Source organism: Micromonospora humi (genome assembly GCF_900090105.1).
In the GTDB taxonomy this organism is placed as follows: domain Bacteria; phylum Actinomycetota; class Actinomycetes; order Mycobacteriales; family Micromonosporaceae; genus Micromonospora; species Micromonospora humi.
This window is the reverse complement of the sequence record NZ_FMDM01000002.1, coordinates 1-18,891: the sequence shown is the minus strand read 5'-3', so window position 1 is coordinate 18,891 and position 18,891 is coordinate 1. Positions and strand designations below refer to the sequence as shown.

The 18,891-nt window shown below is 74.5% G+C and carries 14 protein-coding genes, 1 tRNA gene and 2 pseudogenes; 7 read left to right on the top strand and 10 right to left on the bottom strand.

All coding sequences use genetic code 11. The features are described 5' to 3' along the window. Window positions 1–13: 13 nt before the first annotated feature. The 6 genes from selB to fdh all read right to left on the bottom strand — a co-directional run bounded on the left by selB (window position 14) and on the right by fdh (window position 8,817). Entirely contained in the window at window positions 14–1,777 is a 1,764-nt protein-coding gene (selB, locus tag GA0070213_RS03105; RefSeq protein WP_091056801.1) for a selenocysteine-specific translation elongation factor, read from the bottom strand. Window positions 1,778–1,782: 5 nt separating this feature from the next. Further along, window positions 1,783–3,075, bottom strand: coding sequence for an L-seryl-tRNA(Sec) selenium transferase (gene selA, locus GA0070213_RS03100; protein WP_091056799.1), 1,293 nt, complete (start codon window positions 3,073–3,075; stop codon window positions 1,783–1,785). A gap of 20 nt (window positions 3,076–3,095) precedes the next feature. Continuing rightward, a tRNA-Sec gene (locus GA0070213_RS31380) sits at window positions 3,096–3,191 on the bottom strand. Window positions 3,192–3,237: 46 nt separating this feature from the next. Then, window positions 3,238–4,455: an NrfD/PsrC family molybdoenzyme membrane anchor subunit gene (gene nrfD, locus GA0070213_RS03095; protein WP_091056796.1), complete on the bottom strand. Its 1,218-nt coding sequence runs from the start codon at window positions 4,453–4,455 to the stop codon at window positions 3,238–3,240. Then, window positions 4,452–5,498, bottom strand: coding sequence for a 4Fe-4S dicluster domain-containing protein (locus GA0070213_RS03090; RefSeq protein WP_091056792.1), 1,047 nt, complete (start codon window positions 5,496–5,498; stop codon window positions 4,452–4,454). The genes nrfD and GA0070213_RS03090 overlap by 4 nt, the downstream gene beginning before the upstream one ends. Beyond that, window positions 5,491–8,817, bottom strand: coding sequence for a formate dehydrogenase (gene fdh / locus GA0070213_RS03085; protein WP_245716235.1), 3,327 nt, complete (start codon window positions 8,815–8,817; stop codon window positions 5,491–5,493). The genes GA0070213_RS03090 and fdh overlap by 8 nt, the downstream gene beginning before the upstream one ends. 331 nt (window positions 8,818–9,148) lie before the next feature. On the opposite strand from fdh, the gene GA0070213_RS03075 reads away from it, so the two are divergent. Continuing rightward, complete coding sequence (locus GA0070213_RS03075) at window positions 9,149–9,475, top strand: hypothetical protein (protein WP_091056779.1); 327 nt, start codon at window positions 9,149–9,151, stop codon at window positions 9,473–9,475. Next, window positions 9,472–10,122, top strand: a complete 651-nt coding sequence (locus tag GA0070213_RS03070; protein WP_091056775.1) for a nucleotidyl transferase AbiEii/AbiGii toxin family protein — start codon at window positions 9,472–9,474, stop codon at window positions 10,120–10,122. Before GA0070213_RS03075 ends, GA0070213_RS03070 begins: the two co-directional genes overlap by 4 nt. Here the strand turns inward: GA0070213_RS03070 and GA0070213_RS03065 are convergent. Continuing rightward, window positions 10,052–10,315 (bottom strand): annotated as a pseudogene (locus tag GA0070213_RS03065) (SDR family oxidoreductase); the annotation flags it as partial. The gene GA0070213_RS03070 and the pseudogene GA0070213_RS03065 sit on opposite strands and share 71 nt — an antisense overlap. A gap of 150 nt (window positions 10,316–10,465) precedes the next feature. Here GA0070213_RS03065 and GA0070213_RS03060 point away from each other — a divergent pair. Continuing rightward, entirely contained in the window at window positions 10,466–12,256 is a 1,791-nt protein-coding gene (locus tag GA0070213_RS03060; RefSeq protein ID WP_091056772.1) for a bifunctional metallophosphatase/5'-nucleotidase, read from the top strand. A gap of 127 nt (window positions 12,257–12,383) precedes the next feature. Here GA0070213_RS03060 and GA0070213_RS03055 read toward each other — a convergent pair whose 3' ends face one another. Beyond that, a complete protein-coding gene (locus GA0070213_RS03055; RefSeq protein WP_091056769.1) occupies window positions 12,384–12,569 on the bottom strand; it encodes a hypothetical protein in 186 nt (61 codons plus the stop codon). A gap of 196 nt (window positions 12,570–12,765) precedes the next feature. Here GA0070213_RS03055 and GA0070213_RS03050 point away from each other — a divergent pair, with 196 nt between their 5' ends. Beyond that, window positions 12,766–13,800: an NAD(P)-dependent alcohol dehydrogenase gene (locus tag GA0070213_RS03050; protein WP_091058471.1), complete on the top strand. Its 1,035-nt coding sequence runs from the start codon at window positions 12,766–12,768 to the stop codon at window positions 13,798–13,800. Here GA0070213_RS03050 and GA0070213_RS03045 read toward each other — a convergent pair. Continuing rightward, complete coding sequence (locus GA0070213_RS03045) at window positions 13,787–14,923, bottom strand: geranylgeranyl reductase family protein (protein WP_091056766.1); 1,137 nt, start codon at window positions 14,921–14,923, stop codon at window positions 13,787–13,789. The genes GA0070213_RS03050 and GA0070213_RS03045 overlap by 14 nt on opposite strands. A 135-nt stretch (window positions 14,924–15,058) precedes the next feature. Here GA0070213_RS03045 and GA0070213_RS03040 point away from each other — a divergent pair, with 135 nt between their 5' ends. The 3 genes from GA0070213_RS03040 (at window position 15,059) to GA0070213_RS03030 (ending at window position 18,525) form a co-directional block, all read left to right on the top strand. Then, a complete protein-coding gene (locus tag GA0070213_RS03040; protein WP_091056763.1) occupies window positions 15,059–15,295 on the top strand; it encodes a hypothetical protein in 237 nt (78 codons plus the stop codon). A gap of 71 nt (window positions 15,296–15,366) precedes the next feature. After that, window positions 15,367–16,803: an MFS transporter gene (locus GA0070213_RS03035; protein ID WP_091056760.1), complete on the top strand. Its 1,437-nt coding sequence runs from the start codon at window positions 15,367–15,369 to the stop codon at window positions 16,801–16,803. A 93-nt stretch (window positions 16,804–16,896) separates the two neighbouring features. Then, on the top strand, window positions 16,897–18,525 hold the full coding sequence (locus GA0070213_RS03030; protein ID WP_091056756.1) for an alkaline phosphatase D family protein: 1,629 nt from the start codon (window positions 16,897–16,899) through the stop codon (window positions 18,523–18,525). A 52-nt stretch (window positions 18,526–18,577) separates the two neighbouring features. On the opposite strand, the pseudogene GA0070213_RS03025 reads toward GA0070213_RS03030, so the two are convergent. Next, a pseudogene (locus tag GA0070213_RS03025) lies at window positions 18,578–18,891 on the bottom strand (hypothetical protein); the annotation flags it as partial.

Sequence of the window (18,891 nt, the reverse complement as noted above, 5' to 3'; positions counted from 1 at the left end):
CGCGCGCAACCGGTCAGCCGGGCGGGCGGACCACCTCGCGGGCGTCGTCGGGCAGCCGCCGGGTGACACCGCGCCGGTCCAGCAGTTCCAGCAGCGGCACCGCCACCCGGCGGGTGGTGCCCAGCGCCTGCCGGGCGGCGCTGAGCGTGAACGGCTGCGGCAGGCCGGCGAGGACCCGCGCCGCGTCGTCCGGCGCGCCCGGCAGCAGCACCACGTTCTCCGCCAGCTTCAGCAGCGCGCCGGCCCGCACCGCCGCGCCGATCTCCCGCGGCCCCAGGCCGAGACCGGCGAGGTGGTGGGTCTCGGGGGCCTGGAACGGCCGGTCGCCGTACTCGGCGCGGACCCGCGCCACCGCCCGGGCCACCGGTTCGGGCAGGGTCCCGGCGGTCGCGGCGGTGACCAGGCCGTCGCGCAGCCGCAGCGGCGGACGCAGCAGCGCGGTCACCAGCACCCGGTCGGGCAGGCCGAGGCGGTGGCGCAGCACGTCGACCGGCACGCCGGCGGCGAGCGGGTGCTCGCCGGCGTGGCGGGTGACCTCCTCGGCGAGCCGGCGACCCAGGTCCCGCCAGTGCTCCGGGTCGGCGAGCCAGTCACCGACCACCGGGCTCGCGGTGGCTGGCACGCCCATCCGTCTGAGCTGCCCGGCCCGCACCAGTCGCCGGCGGCGCAGCTCACCGGCGAGGTCGGGTCGCCCGTCCAGCCCGGCCAGCACGCCGGCCCGGGCGGCGGCCGCGCCGCGGCGGCGCAGCGGCGGCGGGTCCACGTCCAGCACGGTCACCCCGCCGGCCACGTGGTGCCGGCCGGGGTCGCGCAGCAGCGCCCGGTCGCCGATCAGCAGCGGCAGCGGCCGGGCCAGGCGCAGCCGGACCGTGTCCGGGCCGAGCGGCCGGACCCGGGCCGGCACCGCCGCGGAACCCACGTGCAGCATGAGCGTCGCCGGCAGGTCGGCGGCCGGGTCGCCGGTCAGGCGCACGTCGAGCAGGTCGGTGCGGCCGAAGCGGCCGGGGCTGAGCAGGGCGTCGCCGCGTCCCACCCGGTCCCGGGCCAGGCCGCGCAGGTTCACCGCCACCCGCGCCACCGCGTCGACCTCGGTGCGGGCGACGCCCAGCGAGTGCAGGCCGCGTACCCGCACCGGCTCGTCGGTGGCGGCCAGTTCGAGTTCGTCGCCGACGCGCAGCCGGCCGCCGCCGAGGGTGCCGGTGACCACGGTCCCGCTGCCGCGCACGGTGAACGCCCGGTCCACCCAGAGCCGAAGCGGGGCGTCCCGGGCCGGGTCCGGCAGCCGGGCGACCAGGCGGTCCAGGGCGGCGCGCAGCTCGGGCAGGCCGGCGCCGGTGACCGCGGAGACCGCCACCGCCTCCACCTCGCCGAGCGACGTGCCGGCGATCTCCTGCCGGGCGCGGGTCATGGCCGGCGCCGGGTCGGCCAGGTCGGCGCGGGTCACCGCCAGCAGCCCGTGCGACACCCCCAGCGCATCCAGCGCGGCCAGGTGCTCGGCGGACTGCGGCATCCAGCCCTCGTCGGCGCCGACGACGATCAGCGCGGCCGGCACCGGACCGACCCCGGCCAGCATGTTCGGCACGAACCGTTCGTGCCCGGGCACGTCGACGAACGCCAGGGTGCCGCCGGAGGGCAGCGTGGTCCAGGCGAAGCCCAGGTCGATGGTCATGCCCCGGCGGCGCTCCTCGGCCCACCGGTCCGGCTCCATTCCGGTCAGCGCCCGGACCAGCGTGGACTTGCCGTGGTCGACGTGCCCGGCGGTGGCGACGACCCACACCGCGCTCAGCCCGCCACGCGCAGGATCGCGGCGCGCACGTGCCCGTCGGCGCTCTCCGGCACCGCGCGCAGGTCGAGCAGGAGCCGGCCGTGCAGGACCCGGCCGAGGATCGCCGGCTCACCGGTGCGCAGCGGCACGGCGTAGCGCTCGGGCAGGCTCAGCGCCCAGGAGTCCAGCTCCACGCCGGGCGCGCCGCCGCCGCCGACGACCGCCGCCGCCGGCACCACCTCGGCCTTGCAGCCGTCGGCGCCGAGCAGGTCCCGCAGCCGTTCGGTGCGCTCGCGCAGCCGGCCCGGGTCGGCGCGCAGCGCGTCCCCGGTCGGCGTGGCCGGGGCGTGCAGCGTGGCGGCGAGCGCGGCGAGGGTGAGCTTGTCCACCCGCAGCGCCCGGGCCAGGGGGTGCCGACGCAGCCGCTCGACCAGGTCGGCGTCGCCGAGCAGCAGGCCGGCCTGCGGCCCGCCGAGCAGCTTGTCGCCGCTGGCGGTGACCAGGTGCGCCCCGGCGCGCAGCGTGCTCGCCGCGTCCGGCTCGTCGGGCAGCAGCGGATCCGGCGCGAGCAGCCCGGAGCCGATGTCGACGACCACCGGCACGCCGAGCGTGGCCAACTCCCCCACCGGGACGGCCGAGGTGAAGCCGGTGACCACGAAGTTCGACGGGTGCACCTTGAGCACGAAGCCGGTGTCCGGGCCGATCGCGGCGGCGTAGTCGGCCCGGGTGGTGCGGTTGGTGGTGCCCACCTCGCGCAGCCGGGCGCCGGTGCTGGCCAGCAGGTCGGGCAGGCGGAACCCGTCGCCGATCTCGACCAGCTCGCCGCGACTGACCACGATCTCCCGGCCGGCGGCGAGCGCGGTGGCGGCCAGCACCAGCGCGGCGGCGCCGTTGTTGACCACGTGCACGGCGGCCGCGTCGGGCACGGCGACGGCGAGCGCGTCCAGCGCCTCCCGGCCGCGCCGGGCCCGCCGGCCGGTGGCCAGGTCGAGTTCCACGTCGGTGTGCCCGGCGGCGGCGACCAGGGCGTCCACGGCGGCCGGCGCGAGCGGGGCCCGACCGAGGTTGGTGTGCAGCACCACGCCGGTGGCGTTCAGCACCGGCCGGGGCGTGCGCCCGGGCAGCGCGGCCAGCGCGGCGTCGCGTACCCGCTCGGGGGTGATCTCGCCGCGGCGGGCGCGGTGCTGGGCCGCGACGATCGCGGCCTTGACCCGGTCGCGGCCGAGCGTGCCGGCGGCGGCCGCCAGCGCCGGGTCCGCGAGCAGCGCGTCGGTGCGCGGCACCCGCCGCCGCGGGTCCACCTCACGCATCAACGCTCCCCCGGACGGTTTGGCGGAGACGGACGGGAATCGAACCCGCCTGGCCCGGGTCCCGGACCACACCGGTTTTGAAGACCGGGAGGGGCACCAGCCGCCTGAACGCCTCCACGCAGCAGTCAACCACAGCGGCCCGCCGGCCGCCCGGCAAGGTGCTCAGGCCCCCCGGTCGGCGCGTTCCCGCTGCGGGACCACGGTGTACTTCGGGTCGCGCGCCGACGCGACGCCGCCGTGGAAGATGCCGAACCGGGTGCAGACGGAGGCGGCGAGCAGCGCGCCGCCGGAGGCCGCGGAGAGCAGCCGGCTGCGGCGGCCGAGCCACGCGCCGGCCACCCCGGCGGCGGTGAGCGCCCGGCCGGCGCGCAGCAGCCGCCCGGGGGTGCCCGCCGCGTAGGGCTCGCTGAGCAGGCCGAGACGGTTCTCCACCCGGTGCGCGCCCCACAGCTCCAACGCCGCGCCGGCGACCGCGAGGCGTCGCGCCGGCCCGGCCTGCCCGGGCGGCGCGGCCAGCAGCCCGACGCCGGCGCCGCTGGCCAGCGCGCTGCCCGCGAAGATGACCGGCAGCTCCGGGTACGCCTCGTGCCAGGACGGCACCGCCGTGTCGGCCAGCAGCACCCCGGTGTACGTGGCCAGCGCCGGCGCGGTGACGGCGGCGACCAGCCCGGCCGCGTGCCCGGTCGGCGGCAGCAGCCGGCGGACCGGCCCGAGCACACCGTGCGGGGGCAGGCGGGGCGCGACCTCGGCGACCGCGGCGATCCCGGCGGCCGGGCCGAACGCGCTGAGGATCCAGGTGCCCACGGACATCGGCGAGGTCAGCTTCGCCACCCGCAGCATGTGGTGGAAGCGGCTCGGCCGGCCCAGGTCGTTGATGAGGAAGTACGCGCTGGCGCTGACCGCCGCCAGGGAGGTGGCCCGGCCGGCGCGGCGCAGTGCCGGGCGGCCGGTGAGCTGCCCGCCGGCGGCCAGCAGCGAGGAGCCGGCGGCGAGCCCGCCGGTGAACAGGTAGGCGGCGATGTCCCACTTCCACACCGGCGGCTTGAGCACCGGCCGGCCGTAGTAGGAGGTGAACTCCGCCGGCGGCACGGTGAGCTGCTCGCCACCCCTGCCACCCTTGCCGCCGCGCCGGCGACCCACGGTCGGCGCGGCGTCGCGGGGCGGGTGCGGGGTCAGCCCCGCGTCCCGGGCGCCGGCGTCGGTGCGTCCCACCCCGGCGCCGGTGCCGGTGGCCCGGCTGCCGCTGTCGGCGCGGCCCACCCCACGGGCGGTCGGCGAGCCGGGCTCCCCGCCGGTCCGGTTCGCGACGGCGGTCCGCTCGGCGGCCAGGCGCTCCCGGAAGCGACGGAACAGGGCACCCACCGGACGGTCCGGGCTCACGACGATCCTCCGACGAACGCGGCGACGGTCGCCGCCGCCATGGCCAGCGCGGCCAGGCCGGCCCGCTTCCACATCTGCGGCAGGTCCCGGGTGGTGACCACCGGGTCCGGCGGCAGACCGTACACCTCGGGTTCGTCCAGCAGCAGGAAGAACGCGCCGTCCCCGCCGACGCCGTCGGTCGGGTCGTGGCCGTAGAGCCGGGCCTCCGGCACGCCGCGCTCGTGCAGCGTGGCGACCCGCTGGGCGGCCCGGTCGCGCAGCTCGTCGAGCGGACCGTACTGGATCGACTCGGTGGGGCAGGCCTGCGCGCAGGCCGGGGTCATGCCGGCGCCCAGCCGGTCGTAGCAGAGCGTGCACTTCCACGCCCGGCCGTCGTCCTTGCGCTGGTCGATGACGCCGTACGGGCAGGCGGAGATGCAGTAGCCGCAGCCGTTGCAGATGTCCTCCTGCACCACCACGGTGCCGAACTCGGTGCGGAACAGCGAACCGGTCGGGCAGACGTCCAGGCAGGCCGCGTGCGTGCAGTGCTTGCACACGTCGGACATCATCAGCCAGCGGAAGTCGCTGCGACTCTCCGCGCCGGCGCCCCGCCCGGGCGGCTGCGCGCCGGGCATGCCGAGGAACTCCGGCCCGGTGGACATCCGCGCCGCCGACTCCGGTCGGCCCGGCGGCAGGCCCGGGTTCGTGCCGGTGTCGGTGGCCGTGCCGGCGCCGACCGCCGCCGACGCCGGGCTGCCGGCCGCCGGCCCGGTCGGGTCACCGGCGAACGGCGGCGTGCGGTGCCCCGCCGGGCGGGGCTGCTCGATGAACGCCACGTGCCGCCAGGAGTTCGCGGTCAGCGCGCCGGTGTTGTCGTAGGACATGCCGAGCAGGTCGAAGCCCGAGTCCGGGACGCCGTTCCACTCCTTGCAGGCGACCTCGCACGCCTTGCAGCCGATGCAGACGCTGGTGTCGGTGAAGAAGCCCATCCGGGGCGGCGCGGCCTCCCAGCCGGCGTCGGGCGCCGGGTCGAGCGGTCCGTACAGGCTGTTGGCGTCAGGCATGGTCTTCTCCGTCGCGCGCCGCGGCCTCGGGCGTCTGCTCGTCGGTGCTGCCGGCCGCGTTCTCGCCGCCCAGCACGTCGGTGGTCACGATCGGCACCTTGCGGTCCGGGGGCATGCCGGCGCGCCGCTGGTAGTCGCCGACCAGGTCGAGCAGGGCCGGCCCGGTCGGTCGACGCCCGGACCGGATGTCGCAGGTGCCGACCTTGCTCTCCTGGATGAGCACGTTCGGGTCCAGGGTGATGCCGAACAGGTCGTTCGCCGAGTCGCCGGTGACCAGCCCCTCGCTGCCGAAGTGGTAGGGCAGCCAGACCTGGTGGATGATCCGCCCGTCCACCCGCAGCGGGGTGAGCCGGTCGGTGACCAGCACCCGCGCCTCGATCACCGCGCGCCCGCTGATCAGGTGCGCCCAGCCAAGATGCGCCAGCCCGACCTCAGCGGCCAGCTCCGGGGACACCTCGACGAACATCTCCGGTTGCAGCTCGGCCAGGCGCGGCACGGTACGGCTCATCCCGCCGGCCGTGTGGTGCTCGGTGAGCCGGCTGACCGTGAACACGTACGGGAAGACCTCGCTGTGCGGCTCCGGCGGGCTCGGGTTGATCCGGTTGATCGGGTGCTCGTAGATCTTGCGGGTCGGGTTGGCCTGCTGCCCGTAGAGCGGGTTGCGCATCGGCGACTCGGCCGGCTCGTAGTGCGTCGGCATCGGGCCGTCGAGCACGCCGCTCGGCGCGTACAGCCAGGCCTTGCCGTCGCCCTGCATGACGAACGGGTCGTCACCGGCGAGCGCCGCCGGCCCGGAGGCATCCTCCGGCGGCCGGTACGACGGCGGCTTCGTCTTCTCGAAGTCCGGCACGTCGTAGCCGGTCCACTCGCCGGCGTCCGGGTCCCACCAGACGTACTTCTTGCGCTCGCTCCACGGCCGCCCCTCCGGGTCGGCGGAGGCCCGGTTGTAGAGCGTGCGCCGGTTCGCCGGCCACGCCCAGCCCCACTCGGCGGCCACCCAGTCCTGCTCGTGCCGGGACTTGCGGCGGGCCGCCTGGTTCACCCCGTCGGCGTAGACGCCGGTGTAGATCCAGCAGCCGATCGCGGTGGAGCCGTCGTCCTTCGCCTCGGCGAACGCGTTCAGCGGGCGGCCGGTCGCCACGTCGAAGCCGTTGATCTCCCGGAGCACCGCCTCGGCGCTCGGCTCGGCGTGCGCGCCGTGCGTCGGGTAGTCCCAGGCCAGGTCCAGCAGCGCCCGGTCGCGGGGCTTGGTGGAGGCGGCCAGCTTCTCCCGCAGGACCCGGCCCAGGTGGTAGAAGAACCACAGCTCGGAACGGGCGTCGCCGGGCGGGTTGACCGCCTTCTCCCGCCACTGCAGCATCCGCTGCGTCTGGGTGAAGGTGCCCTCCTTCTCCACGTGCGAGGCCGCCGGCAGGAAGAACACCTCGGTGCGGCACTCCTCCGGGACGATCTCCCCGGTGGCGATCTCCGGGCTGTTCTTCCAGAACGTGGCGCTCTCGATCAGGAACAGGTCGCGCACGACCAGCCAGTCCAGGTTGGCCATGCCCAGGCGCTGGGCCCGGCCGTGCGCCGAGCCGACCGCCGGGTTCTGCCCGAGCAGGAAGTAGCCCTTCACCTTGCCGTCGATCATGTTGAGGACCTGCTGGTAGGTCCCGTGGTCGCCGGTCATCCGGGGCAGCCAGCCGTAGCCGAAGTCGTTCTCCGGCGTCGCCGCGTCACCCCAGTACGCCTTGAGCAGGCTCGCCGCGAACGCCCGCGAGTTGCCCCAGAAGCCCTTCTGACCGGGGTGCCGGATGCTGTCCACCCACTTGTCGAACGTCGGGTGGTCGGCGTGGTGCGGCATCGGCAGGTAGCCGGGCAGCAGGTTGAACAGCGTCGGGATGTCGGTGGAGCCCTGGATGCTGGCGTGCCCGCGCAGCGCCAGGATGCCGCCGCCCGGCCGGCCCATGTTGCCCAGCAACGTCTGGATGATCGAGCCGGTGCGGATGTACTGCACGCCGACGCTGTGCTGGGTCCAGCCGACCGAGTAGACGAGCGCACCGGTGCGCTCCCGGCCGGAGTTCTCCGTCCAGGCGCGGGCCAGCTCCAGGAACTTCTCCTCCGGGATGCCGCAGACCCGGGCCACCATCTCCGGGGTGTAGCGGGCGAAGTGCCGCTTGAGGATCTGGTAGACGCAGCGCGGGTGCCGCAACGTCTCGTCCCGCCGGGTCTGCGCCGGCACCGGCTCGCCGTGCGACTCGTGCTCCAGCCCGGAGGCCGAGTCGCGCTCCTTGCCGGTGCCCCGGACCGTGGTGTTGCCCTCCTGCCCCTCGTACTGCCAGCTGGCGTGGTCGTAGGAGCCGGTCTCCGGGTTGTAGCCGGAGAAGAGGCCGTCCAGGTCCTCGGTGTCGGCGAACTTCTCGCTGACGATCGTGGCCGCGTTGGTGTACGCCAGCACGTACTCCCGGAAGTCCAGCTCGTTGTCCAGGATGTAGCGCACCACGCCGCCGAGCAGCGCGATGTCCGTGCCCGCCCGGATCGGCAGATAGGTGTCGGCGAGCGCGCTGGTGCGGGTGAACCGCGGGTCGACGTGGAAGACCTTCGCGCCGCGCTTCTTCGCCTCCATCACCCACTGGAAGCCCACCGGGTGGGCCTCGGCCATGTTGGAGCCCTGGATGACGATGACGTCAGCGTTGGCGAGATCCTGCTGGAAGTCCGTCGCGCCGCCGCGACCGAAGCTGGTCCCCAGACCGGGGACGGTGGCGGAGTGTCAAATCCGGGCCTGGTTCTCGATCTGGAGTGCCCCCATCGCCGTGAACAGCTTCTTGATGAGGTAGTTCTCCTCGTTGTCCAGCGTCGCGCCGCCCAGGCTGGAGATGCCGAGGGTCCGGTTGAGCGGGCGGCCCTCGTCGTCGACGTCCTCCCAGGTCTCGTCGCGGGCGGCGAGGATCCGGTCGGCGATCATGTCGAGCGCGACGTCGAGGTCCAGGTCCTCCCACTCGGTCGCGTACGGCCGGCGGTAGCGGACCTTGGTCTGACGCAGCGGGCTGGTCACCAGGCTCTTGCTGGCCGAGCCCTTCGGGCAGAGCCGGCCGCGGGAGATCGGGCTGTCCGGGTCGCCCTCGATCTGGGTGACCCGGCCGTCCTTGTGGAAGACGCGCTGCCCGCAGCCGACCGCGCAGTAGGGGCAGACCGAGCGGGCCACACCGTCCGCGGTCTCGGTGCGGGCGGTCAGCTCGGCGGAGCGCGCCGACTGGGCGGCGGCGCCGCGACCCAGCGGGTCGGTGCCGGTGAGTTGCCGGTAGACCGGCCAACCCTGGATGAACGTCTTCAGACCCACCCGGGCACCCCCTCCACGCGAAGATCGGCTGGCCCTTTGCACACTAGGCCAGCCGAACGACGCTCGCGAGTCGAGCGGAAAACAGCGCCGCCCCGACCGGAACGGCCGGGGCGGCGCTGGGCGTCGGTGTGCAGGTCGCCTCTCGGCGAGTGGCGCGACGCGGCTCCAGCCGAACGGTATTCCGCGAAGGCAATTTAGGTGAGGCCCGGGGACACTGGTCACACCGACGCTCTGCACAACGGTACCGGCACGGACCTTCTTCCGCCGGGCGTCGTGACCCCGGTCACCGACCGCGGCACCCCGCACCCCGGGCAGGGGTTACCCTGATGCCATGTCGGCCACCGTCAGCGCGTACCTCGCCCGGCCCGGGCGTCCCGCGGTGGTGGCGCGCACCCTGGCCGAGCTGGCCGGCCCCACCGCCGGCATCGTCGAGCTGCCGGTACGCCTGATGTGGAGCAGCGAGCGCGCCTTCGACCTGGCCGACCCGGACGAACTGCTCTGGATGTACGAGAACGTGCTGCGCGAGACCAGCCGGGTGGAGGACCTGCGGGAGTTGATCCACGCGGGCACGCTGCGCCGGGTGTGGTCGCTGCTCAACCTCCCGCGGGGCGTGCGCCTGGCCTGGGAGAGCCGGCACCGGAGCCTGCGCAGCGCGTGACGCACCCGCACGACTTCTACCGCGAGGTGGCCCGGGTGGCGCTGGCCGCCGCCGGCCCGCACCGCTTCGTGCTCGGCGGCGGCGTGGCCTGGGCGGCGCACGGCCTGGTCACCCGCCCCACCGAGGACGTCGACCTGTTCGCCGACGTGGAGGGCGCCGCCGCCGCGGCGGCCGCCGACGTACGCGACGCGCTGCGCCGGGCCGGCTACCGGGTGGAGGAGGCGGACCCGGGCGGGCTCGGCGAGGTGTTCGACGGCTTCGACCGCGACCTGCGCGACTTCGTGGTGAGCCGGGACGGGCGCGAGATCCGCCTCAGCCTGGCCCGCCTGGACAGGCACCGCAGCCCGGTGGTGATGGACCTCGGCCCGGTGATGGACGTGCGGGACCTGATCGCCAACAAGACCGCCGCACTGGTCAACCGGCGGGAGGTCCGCGACTACATCGACGTCGCCGCCGCCCTGGACCGGTACGCGGTGGCCGAACTGCTGGAGCTGGCCCGCCAGGTGGACCCGGCGCTCGACGACGCCGACGTGCGCGCGGCCGGCCGCTACCTCGACGCCCTGGCCGACCGCCGGTTCACCCGCTACGGCCTGGACGCGGCTCGGATCGCCGAGGTGCGCCGCCGGATGGCCGTCTGGCCCCGCTGACCCGGACGGCCGTCCGGTAAAAGACGTACGCCGGGGCCAGCTCGGCCGGCTGCCCGGGGCGGCCCACCGACACGTCGGTGCCGAACTGCTCCACCTTCTCCGCCGGCATGGTGGCCGGGATCAGCGGCGTCCAGATCGGTCCGGGAGCGACCGCGTTCACCCGGATGCCCCGGTCGGCCGGGGAGGAGACGAGCATGTCGGCCCCACCCCGGGCGATCGGCGGAAAACAGCAGCCGGTGACGACGGGGCGAACATCTCGGGGCGATGTGGCGCTCGTGACAGCTGGTGGTTATGGTGCGCAACGGCGCCCACGAGGCGCGTACCCCCTCCGAAAGGCACCGCATTGACCTCCTCCTCCGGCGCCTCGCGGCGTCAGGTGCTGGCCGTCGCCGCCGCCGCGGCGACCGCTCCCCTGCTCGCCGGCGCCCCCGCCGAGGCGAAGCCGAAGCAGCCGAAGACCTGGGACCTGACCGTCCTGGGCACCTCGGACACCCACGGCAACGTCTACAACTGGGACTACTACAAGGACGCCGAGTTCGACGACAGCAAGCACAACGACGTCGGCGTCGCGAAGCTGGCCACCCTGGTCAACCAGATCCGGGCCGAGCGCAAGGGCCGGGCCACCCTGGTCCTGGACGCCGGCGACACCATCCAGGGCACGCCGCTGGCCACCTACTACGCCAAGCAGGAGCCGATCACCAGCACCGGTGAGACGCACCCGATGGCCAACGCGATGAACGTGCTCAAGTACGACGCCGTCACGCTGGGCAACCACGAGTTCAACTACGGCCTGCCGCTGCTCGCCACCTGGATCAAGCAGCTCGGCTTCCCGGCGCTCGCCGCGAACGCGATCAACGAGAAGACCGGCAAGCCGGCCTTCCTCCCGTACGTGATCAAGGAGGTCCGGCTCGGCGGGCACGGCGCGCCGAAGCTGCGCGTCGGCATCCTCGGCCTGACCAACCCCGGCGTGGCCATCTGGGACAAGGCCAACGTCGAGGGCCGCCTGGTCTTCGCCGACATGGTCGCCACCGCCGCCAAGTGGGTGCCGGAGATGCGCCGGCGCGGCGCCGACGTGGTCATCATCTCCGCGCACGGCGGCGACAGCGGCACCTCCAGCTACGGCCCGGAGCTGCCGAACGAGAACCCGACCGCGCTGATCGCCGAGCAGGTGCCCGGCATCGACGCGATCCTCTTCGGGCACGCCCACAACGAGGTGCCGGAGAAGTTCGTCACCAACCTGAAGACCGGCAGGGCGGTGCTGACCTCCGAGCCGTCGAAGTGGGGCCAGCGGCTGACCCGGATGGACTTCACGCTCGCCCGGGAGAAGGGCTGCTGGAAGGTGGTCGACTCGTCGGCCACCACGCTGAACACCAACACGGTGGTCGAGGACCCGGCGGTGCTCGCGGCCGTGCGCGGCCAGCACGCCAAGACCGTCGACTACGTCAACAAGGTCGTCGCGCGGTCGAGCGTGGAGCTGTCCGCCGCCGAGTCGCGCTACAAGGACACCCCGATCCTGGACTTCATCAACCACGTGCAGACCGAGGTGGTCACCGCGGCGCTGGCCGGCGGCGCGTACGCGGGCCTGCCGGTGCTGTCGATCGCCGCGCCGTTCAGCCGCACCGCGGTCTTCCCGCAGGGCGACGTGCGCATCCGCGACGTGGCCGGCCTCTACGTGTACGACAACACCCTGGAGGCGGTCGTGCTGACCGGCGCCGAGGTGAAGGCGTACCTGGAGTACTCGGCGAAGTACTTCGTCACGGTGCCGGTGGGCGCCGCGGTCGACCCGGAGACGATCAGCGACCCGGCCGTGCCGGACTACAACTACGACGTGTTCTCCGGCGTCGACTACGACATCGACATCTCCAAGCCGGTCGGGCAGCGGATCACCCGGCTGGTGCTGGCCGGCACCGACACCCCGGTGGCGGCGGACGCGCAGTTCGTGGTGGCGGTGAACAACTACCGGCGCAGCGGCGGCGGCAACTTCCCCGGCATCGTGAAGACCCAGGTCTACAACGCGCAGCAGGAGATCCGCCAACTGCTCATCGACTGGGCGCAGGCCAAGGGCGTCATCGACCCGGCCGACTTCTTCGTGCCGAACTGGAAGCTGGTCCGCGAGGGCGTGCCGGTCTTCTGAGGCGTCCACGAGGGGCTCCGGCGTCGCGCCGGGGCCCCTCGCCGCATCTCACGCGGCCGTCACCGATGGCCCCGATGTTCCACCCGCAGCCCCTTCGATTGCACGAAGACGCGTCGCCGCCTGAGTGTTAGCCGCCAGCGCGCAGGTGCCACTCGGACTCGCCGCCGGCCGGATCAGGGCGGTCCGGGCGGCTGTCCGTCTCGGTGCTCTCCGCGCGTTCCTCGGGGCTGACCCGGGGCGGCAGCTCGCCGTAGCGGACATGCCGCAGGAACGCGTACTCCTCGTCGGTGAACGACGCGGCCGGCTCGCTCATGCCCACATTGTGCGCCCCCGCGAGACACCCATGCTGTTCCACTCGCGGGCCGGGTGGAACACGAGTGGAACAGCATGGGTGTCTCCGGCGGCAGGGACCGACCACCGCGGACGGGTGCGCTCCGCCGGTCACGCGTCGGTATCAACTGCGGTGGCGGGGGTATGCCGCCGCGACGGCCGACGAGGTGGAGGGCGAGATGCGCGCGGTACGGATGACCGCTCCCGGGGTGCTGGAGCTGACCGAGGTGCCCACCCCGCAGCCCGGGCCCGGCGAGGTGCTGCTGCGCGTCGGCGCGGTCGGCGCCTGCCACTCGGACCTGCACATCCTCGACGCGGCGGCGGGGACGTTCCCCACCCCGATGACGCTCGGCCACGAGATCGCCGGCACGGTGGAGACCCCCGGGCCGGGCGTGGACGGCTGGTCACCCGGGGACCGGGCGGCGGTCTACGGGATCATCGGCTGCGGCCGGTGCCGGGCCTGCCTGCGCGGTGAGGAAAACCGCTGCCGGGTCGTCCCGCTGGGCGGCATCGGGCTCAGCCGCGACGGCGGGCTCGCCGAGTACGTGGTGGTGCCGGCGTCCCGGCTGCTGCACGTGGGCGACCTGGACCCGACCCAGGCCGCCCCGCTGACCGACGCCGGGCTGACCCCGTACCACGCGGTGGAGCTGGCCCGGCCCCGGCTGCGTCCCGGCACCACCTGCGTGGTGATCGGCATCGGCGGGCTGGGGCACATGGCGCTGCAGATCCTGGTCGCCACCACCGCGGTGCGGATCGTCGCGGTGGACACCAGCGTCGCCGCGCTGGACCTGGCCGGCCGCCTCGGCGCGCACCACGTGGTGCAGGCCGGCCCGGACGCCGTCGACAAGATCCGCGAACTGGTCGGCCCGCCGCCGGACGGCGCCGACGTGGTGCTCGACTTCGTCGGCGCGCAGCCCACCCTGGACACCGCCCGGCAGGTCGTCGCCACCGGCGGTCAGCTGCTGCTGGTCGGCCTGGCCGGCGGCACGCTGCCGGTCCGGCCGGTCGCCGACGAACCGCCCACGGTGCCGCTGGAGACGAGCGTGGTGGTGCCGTTCTGGGGCACCCGGGCCGAACTCCAGGAGGTGATCGCGTTGGGCCGCGCCGGCCGGCTGCACGCCGACGTGCAGACGTTCCCGCTGGCCGAGGCGCCCGAGGCGTACGAGGCGTTGCGCCGGGGCGACATCCACGGCCGGGCGGTCATCGTCCCCTGACCGGGGGCAGCCGGTCGAGCAAGGCCAGCCCGGCCCGCACCGGCCGCCGCTCGAGCGCCTCGGCGAAGCTGACCCGGCCCTGGCAGAACCGGACGAACATCCGCCACCCGGGCGGGCTGGCCAGCATCGCGTGGAACACGTCGGGCCGCCGCTCGAACACGTCCAGCAGCCGGTGCCCGGCGCGCATCTCCGGCGCCAGCCGCCGCCCGACCTCCCGCCCGTACGCGTCGAGGTCGCCGCCGGCGACCGCCTCGCCGGCCAGGCGGCCGGAGCGCAGCGCGTAGCTGATCCCCTCCCGGCTCCACGGCTCCAGCAGGCCGGCCGCGTCGCCGGCGACCAGCACCCGGCCGTGGCGCAGCGGGGCGTCCTCGGCCCGGCAGCGGGTCAGGTGCCCGGAGTCGTGCTCCGGGACGATCCCGGCCAACCCCAGCCGGGCCACGAAGTTTCGCAGGTAGGCGCGGGTCCGCTCGCCCTCACCACGCGCGGAGATGACGCCGACGGTGAGCCGGTCGCCCTTCGGGAAGACCCAGGCGTACGAGCCGGGCACCGGCCCCCAGTCGAGCAGCACCCGCCCCCGCCACCGCTCCCGTTCGGCGGCGGGCACCGGCAACTCCAGTTCCAGACCCAGGTCGACCTGGTCGAAGCGCACCCCGACGTGGCGGGCGGTCACCCCGGAGGAGCCGTCCGCGCCGACCACCGCCCGGGCGCGCACCACCTCGCCGTCGGCCAGCCGCAGGCGTACCTCGTCGGGGTCCTGCTCGACGGCGCGCACCGCGACGCCCTCGCGGACCTCGGCGCCCGCGGCGACCGCGGCGGCGCGCAGCCGGTCGTCGAACTCCTCCCGGCGGATCATGGTCACCAGCGGTGTGCGGTGGCGGCGGGTGAACGCGCGCCGCCCGTCGCGGGTGAACGTCACCCGGTCGACGCGGTCGTGCGCGGGCACCTCGGCCCGGCCGTCGACCTCGGCCAGGGAGGTGCCGATCAGGCCGCCGCCGCACGTCTTGTACCGGGGGTGGGTGGCCCGCTCGACCACCAGCGTGCGGACGCCGGCCCGGGCCGCCGCGTGCGCGGCGGAGAGTCCGGCGGGCCCGCCACCGACCACGACCAGGTCCCAGACGATCACGGGTGCAGCCTAGGGCACCGCCGGACCGGGCCGCCCACCACGACCCTCGAACGGGTGGGCATCATCGCCGGCCCGCCGGGTAACCGCCGGTCGCCGGCTGTCCGCGGGTCGGGCGGCCCACGCCGAGGAGGAGCGATGCCTCAGGTCCAGCTGTCCGCGGTCGAGGAACGGGTCTACCAGGCGGTGACCGCGCTGGAGGTACGCGGCCACGTCCCCTACCCGGACATGATCGCCGAGGAGACCGGATTGAGCGAGGAGGAGGTGCACGAGCCGCTGCACTCGCTCACCGAGCGAGGGCTGTTGCACCGGGAGGACTCGCCGATGTCGGGCCTGGACTTCGGGCCCCGGTGGTGCGCACGCCAGACTGCCTGATCGCGCCGTTTGCCCCGCCGGGGTCCGGGTAGCGATCGGGGATGCGTGATCAACGGTCTGCGGGGGGCACGATGAGCGGTGGCCGGGCACCGGCGCCGGACGCGGGACCCGACGACAGGCGCCGCTGGCAGGCGCTCAGCGTCGGCCTGGTCGCGGCGTTCATGACGCTGCTGGACGTCAGCATCGTCAACGTCGCCGTCCCGTCGATCGACCGGGCGCTGGACGCCACCCCGAGCGATCTGCAGTGGGTGCTGTCCGGGTACGCGCTGACGTTCGGCCTGGTGCTGGTGCCCGCCGGGCGGTTCGGCGACGCGCGCGGGCGGCGTACCGCGTTCGTGGTCGGGGTGGGACTGTTCACGCTGACCAGCGCGCTGGCCGGGCTGGCCACCTCGTCGACCTGGCTGATCGTCGCCCGACTCGTCCAGGGCGCCGCCGCCGGCGTGGTGAACCCACAGGTCAGTGGCATGATCCAGCAACTGTTCCGAGGCGCCGACCGGGGTCGTGCGTTCGGGCTGCTCGGCGCCACCATCGGCATCTCCACCGCGGTCGGACCGCTGCTCGGCGGGCTGCTCATCCAGGTCGGCGGCGAGGAGCACGGATGGCGCTGGGTGTTCTTCGTGAACATCCCGGTCGGCATCGTGGCGATGGTCCTCGGCTGGCGGCTGATGCCGGCCCGGCCCGAGGGCCAGCCCCGCCGGCACCGGCTCGACCCGGTGGGCGTGCTGCTGCTCGGGGCCGGGGTCACCGTGATCCTGCTGCCGCTGGTGCAGCGGGAACAGTGGCAGGGCTCGGCCAAGTGGCTGCTCATCCCGCTCGGCCTGCTGCTGCTGGCCGGCTTCGCGCTGTGGGAACGCCGATTCGCCCGGCATGCCACACCCCTGTTCGACCTGCGGTTGTTCGGGCTGCGCTCGTACACCCTCGGTTCGCTGATCGGGCTGATCTACTTCGCCGGCTTCACCGCGATCTTCTTCATCTTCACCCTCTACCTCCAGATCGGCCTGGGCTACAGCGCGCTGGTCGCCGGCCTGGCGATCACCCCGTTCGCGCTCGGCTCGGCGCTCGCCTCCGCGCTCGGCGGCCGGGTGGTCACCCGCTACGGCCGGCCGCTGGTCGCGATCGGACTGCTCGCCGTGGTGGTCGGCCTGGTCGCGACCGACCTGGTGCTGACCGGCGGGCCGCACCAGAACGTGCCGCTGCGGACCGCGTTGCCGCTGCTCGTCGCCGGGCTGGGCAGCGGCCTGGTGATCGCGCCCAACCAGACGCTCACCCTCTCCGAGGTGCCGGTGCCGATGGCCGGCAGCGGCGCCGGCATGCTCCAGACCGGGCAGCGGATCGGCACCGCCGCCGGCATCGCCGCGGTCGGCGCGCTGTTCTTCTCGACGCTGGCGCAGCACCAGAACGACTGGGCGCTGGCGTTTCGGCACTCGCTGCTGCTGGCCGCCGGCATCATCGTGCTGGCGCTGGGCGTGGCCGTGGCCGACATCGTCGCCGGCCGGCGCCGGTCCTGAGCGACCCGTCCCGGCCAACCCGGACGGAAGTCCCGGAGAACTCTGCGTGACCGGGGCAGCGCGCGACACGTCGACATTGATAGATACGAGGGCATGACGAACACCCTCGACCGTCGTGCCCTGCTGCGCCTCGCCGGCGCCACCGCCGGCACCGCCGTCCTCGCCGGCGCCACAGTGGCCGGCGCCTCCCCCGCCGGCGCGGCCACCGCCGCCTTCCGGCACGGCGTCGCCTCCGGCGACCCCCTGCCCGACGGGATCCTGCTCTGGACCCGGGTCACCCCCACCCCCGACGCGCTGCCCGGCTCCGGCGCCGGCCCGGACGTCGAGGTGCGCTGGCAGGTCGCCGCCGACCCGGACTTCACCACGCCGGTCGCCGTCGGCACGATCGCCACCGGCGCGGCCCGCGACCACACCGTGAAGATCCCGGTCACCGGCCTCGCCCCGGCCACCACCTACTGGTACCGATTCGGGTACGCCGACGCCTGGTCGCCGACCGGCCGCACCACCACCGCCCCGCCGGCCGACGCGTCCGTCGACCGGCTGCGGCTGGGCGTGGTGTCCTGCGCGAACTGGGAGGCCGGCTACTTCGCGGCGTACCGGCGGCTCGCCGACCGCGACGACCTGAACCTGATCGTCCACCTCGGCGACTACCTCTACGAGTACGGGACCGGCGAGTTCACCGCCGCCGGCCGGGTGGTCCGGCCCACCCAGCCGGCGCACGAGGTGCTCACGCTGGCCGACTACCGGATCCGGCACGCGCTCTACAAGACCGACCCGCACCTGCAGGCGCTGCACGCGGCGGTGCCGTGGGTGATCACCTGGGACGACCACGAGGTGGCCAACGACGAGTGGTCCGGTGGCGCGGAGAACCACACGCCCGGCACCGAGGGGCCGTTCGCCGACCGGCTGGCCGCCGCCCGGCAGGCGTACCTGGAGTGGATGCCGGTGCGCATCGGTGTGGACGGGGCGATCTACCGACGGTTCCGCTTCGGCCGGCTGGCCGAGCTGTCCATGCTGGACCTGAGGTCGTACCGCTCGGCGCAGGCGTCCGGCACGGCCGTCGACGACCCGGCCCGCACCATCACCGGCGACGCGCAGATGGCCTGGCTGAAGGCGGGCCTGGCCGGCTCGACCGCCCGCTGGAAGCTGGTCGGCAACCCGGTGATGATCGCCCGGGTGGACGTGGGCGCGCTGCCCGCGTGGTTGCTCGGTCCACTCGGGAAGCTGCTCGGCATCCCGGAGAACGGCGCGGTGCTCAACGCCGACCAGTGGGACGGCTACAACGCCGACCGCAACGAGCTGGTCGACCACCTCCGGGCCACCGGCACCCGCGACGTGGTGTTCCTGACCGGCGACATCCACACCTCGTGGGCCAACGAGGTGACCACCCGGGCGACCGGGTCGGCCAACCCGGCCGCTGTCGAGTTCGTCGTACCGTCGGTGACCAGCGACAACGTCAACGACTTCCTGAAGTTGCCGGCCGGCAACGCGCTGAGCCAGCTCGGCGCGGGCCTGATCCGTGCCACCAACCCGCACGTGCGCTGGACCGAGCTGGACGGGCACGGGTACGGGGTGTTCGAGGTGACGCCGCAGCGCTGCCGGATGGACTGGTACCACCTCGCGGACCGGACCAGCAGCACCAGCGGCAGCCGCTGGGTGGCCGGCTGGTCGGTGGCCGCCGGGTCGTCCACGCTGCGGTCCGAGGGCGTACCCCTGTCCTGACACGCGCGAAGGCCGGCACCCGTGGTTCGGGTGCCGGCCTTCACGTGTGTGCTTACTTGGTCCAGTGCTGGTTGACGAGGTCGGTGGCCTGCTTCTCCCACTGGGCGTAGGCGTCGGGGTAGGCCGAGACCTGTACGGTCTGGGCGGCCTTGGTCAGCGGCATGTCCTGCCAGCCGTCGACCTGCTTGAGGCCCTTGAGGAACGCCAGGGTGGAGTATTCGGGGTCGGTGATCTGCTCCGGGCTGCCCCAACCGCTGGAGGGGCGCTGCTGGAACAGGCCCAGCGAGTCGTGGTCATTCTTGTCGCCGAGGTGGCCGAGGTTCTCCAGCTTCGACTCCTGCAGGGCGGTGGCGATCGAGACGATCG

Coding starts and splice junctions, on each gene's coding strand:
- GA0070213_RS03055 (WP_091056769.1), bottom strand. CDS start 12,569: ATGAGCGAGCCGGCCGCGTCGTTCACCGACGAGGAGTACGCGTTCCTG.
- selA (WP_091056799.1), bottom strand. CDS start 3,075: ATGCGTGAGGTGGACCCGCGGCGGCGGGTGCCGCGCACCGACGCGCTG.
- GA0070213_RS03030 (WP_091056756.1), top strand. CDS start 16,897: ATGACGAACACCCTCGACCGTCGTGCCCTGCTGCGCCTCGCCGGCGCC.
- GA0070213_RS03090 (WP_091056792.1), bottom strand. CDS start 5,498: ATGCCTGACGCCAACAGCCTGTACGGACCGCTCGACCCGGCGCCCGAC.
- GA0070213_RS03035 (WP_091056760.1), top strand. CDS start 15,367: ATGAGCGGTGGCCGGGCACCGGCGCCGGACGCGGGACCCGACGACAGG.
- GA0070213_RS03050 (WP_091058471.1), top strand. CDS start 12,766: ATGCGCGCGGTACGGATGACCGCTCCCGGGGTGCTGGAGCTGACCGAG.
- GA0070213_RS03075 (WP_091056779.1), top strand. CDS start 9,149: ATGTCGGCCACCGTCAGCGCGTACCTCGCCCGGCCCGGGCGTCCCGCG.
- GA0070213_RS03040 (WP_091056763.1), top strand. CDS start 15,059: ATGCCTCAGGTCCAGCTGTCCGCGGTCGAGGAACGGGTCTACCAGGCG.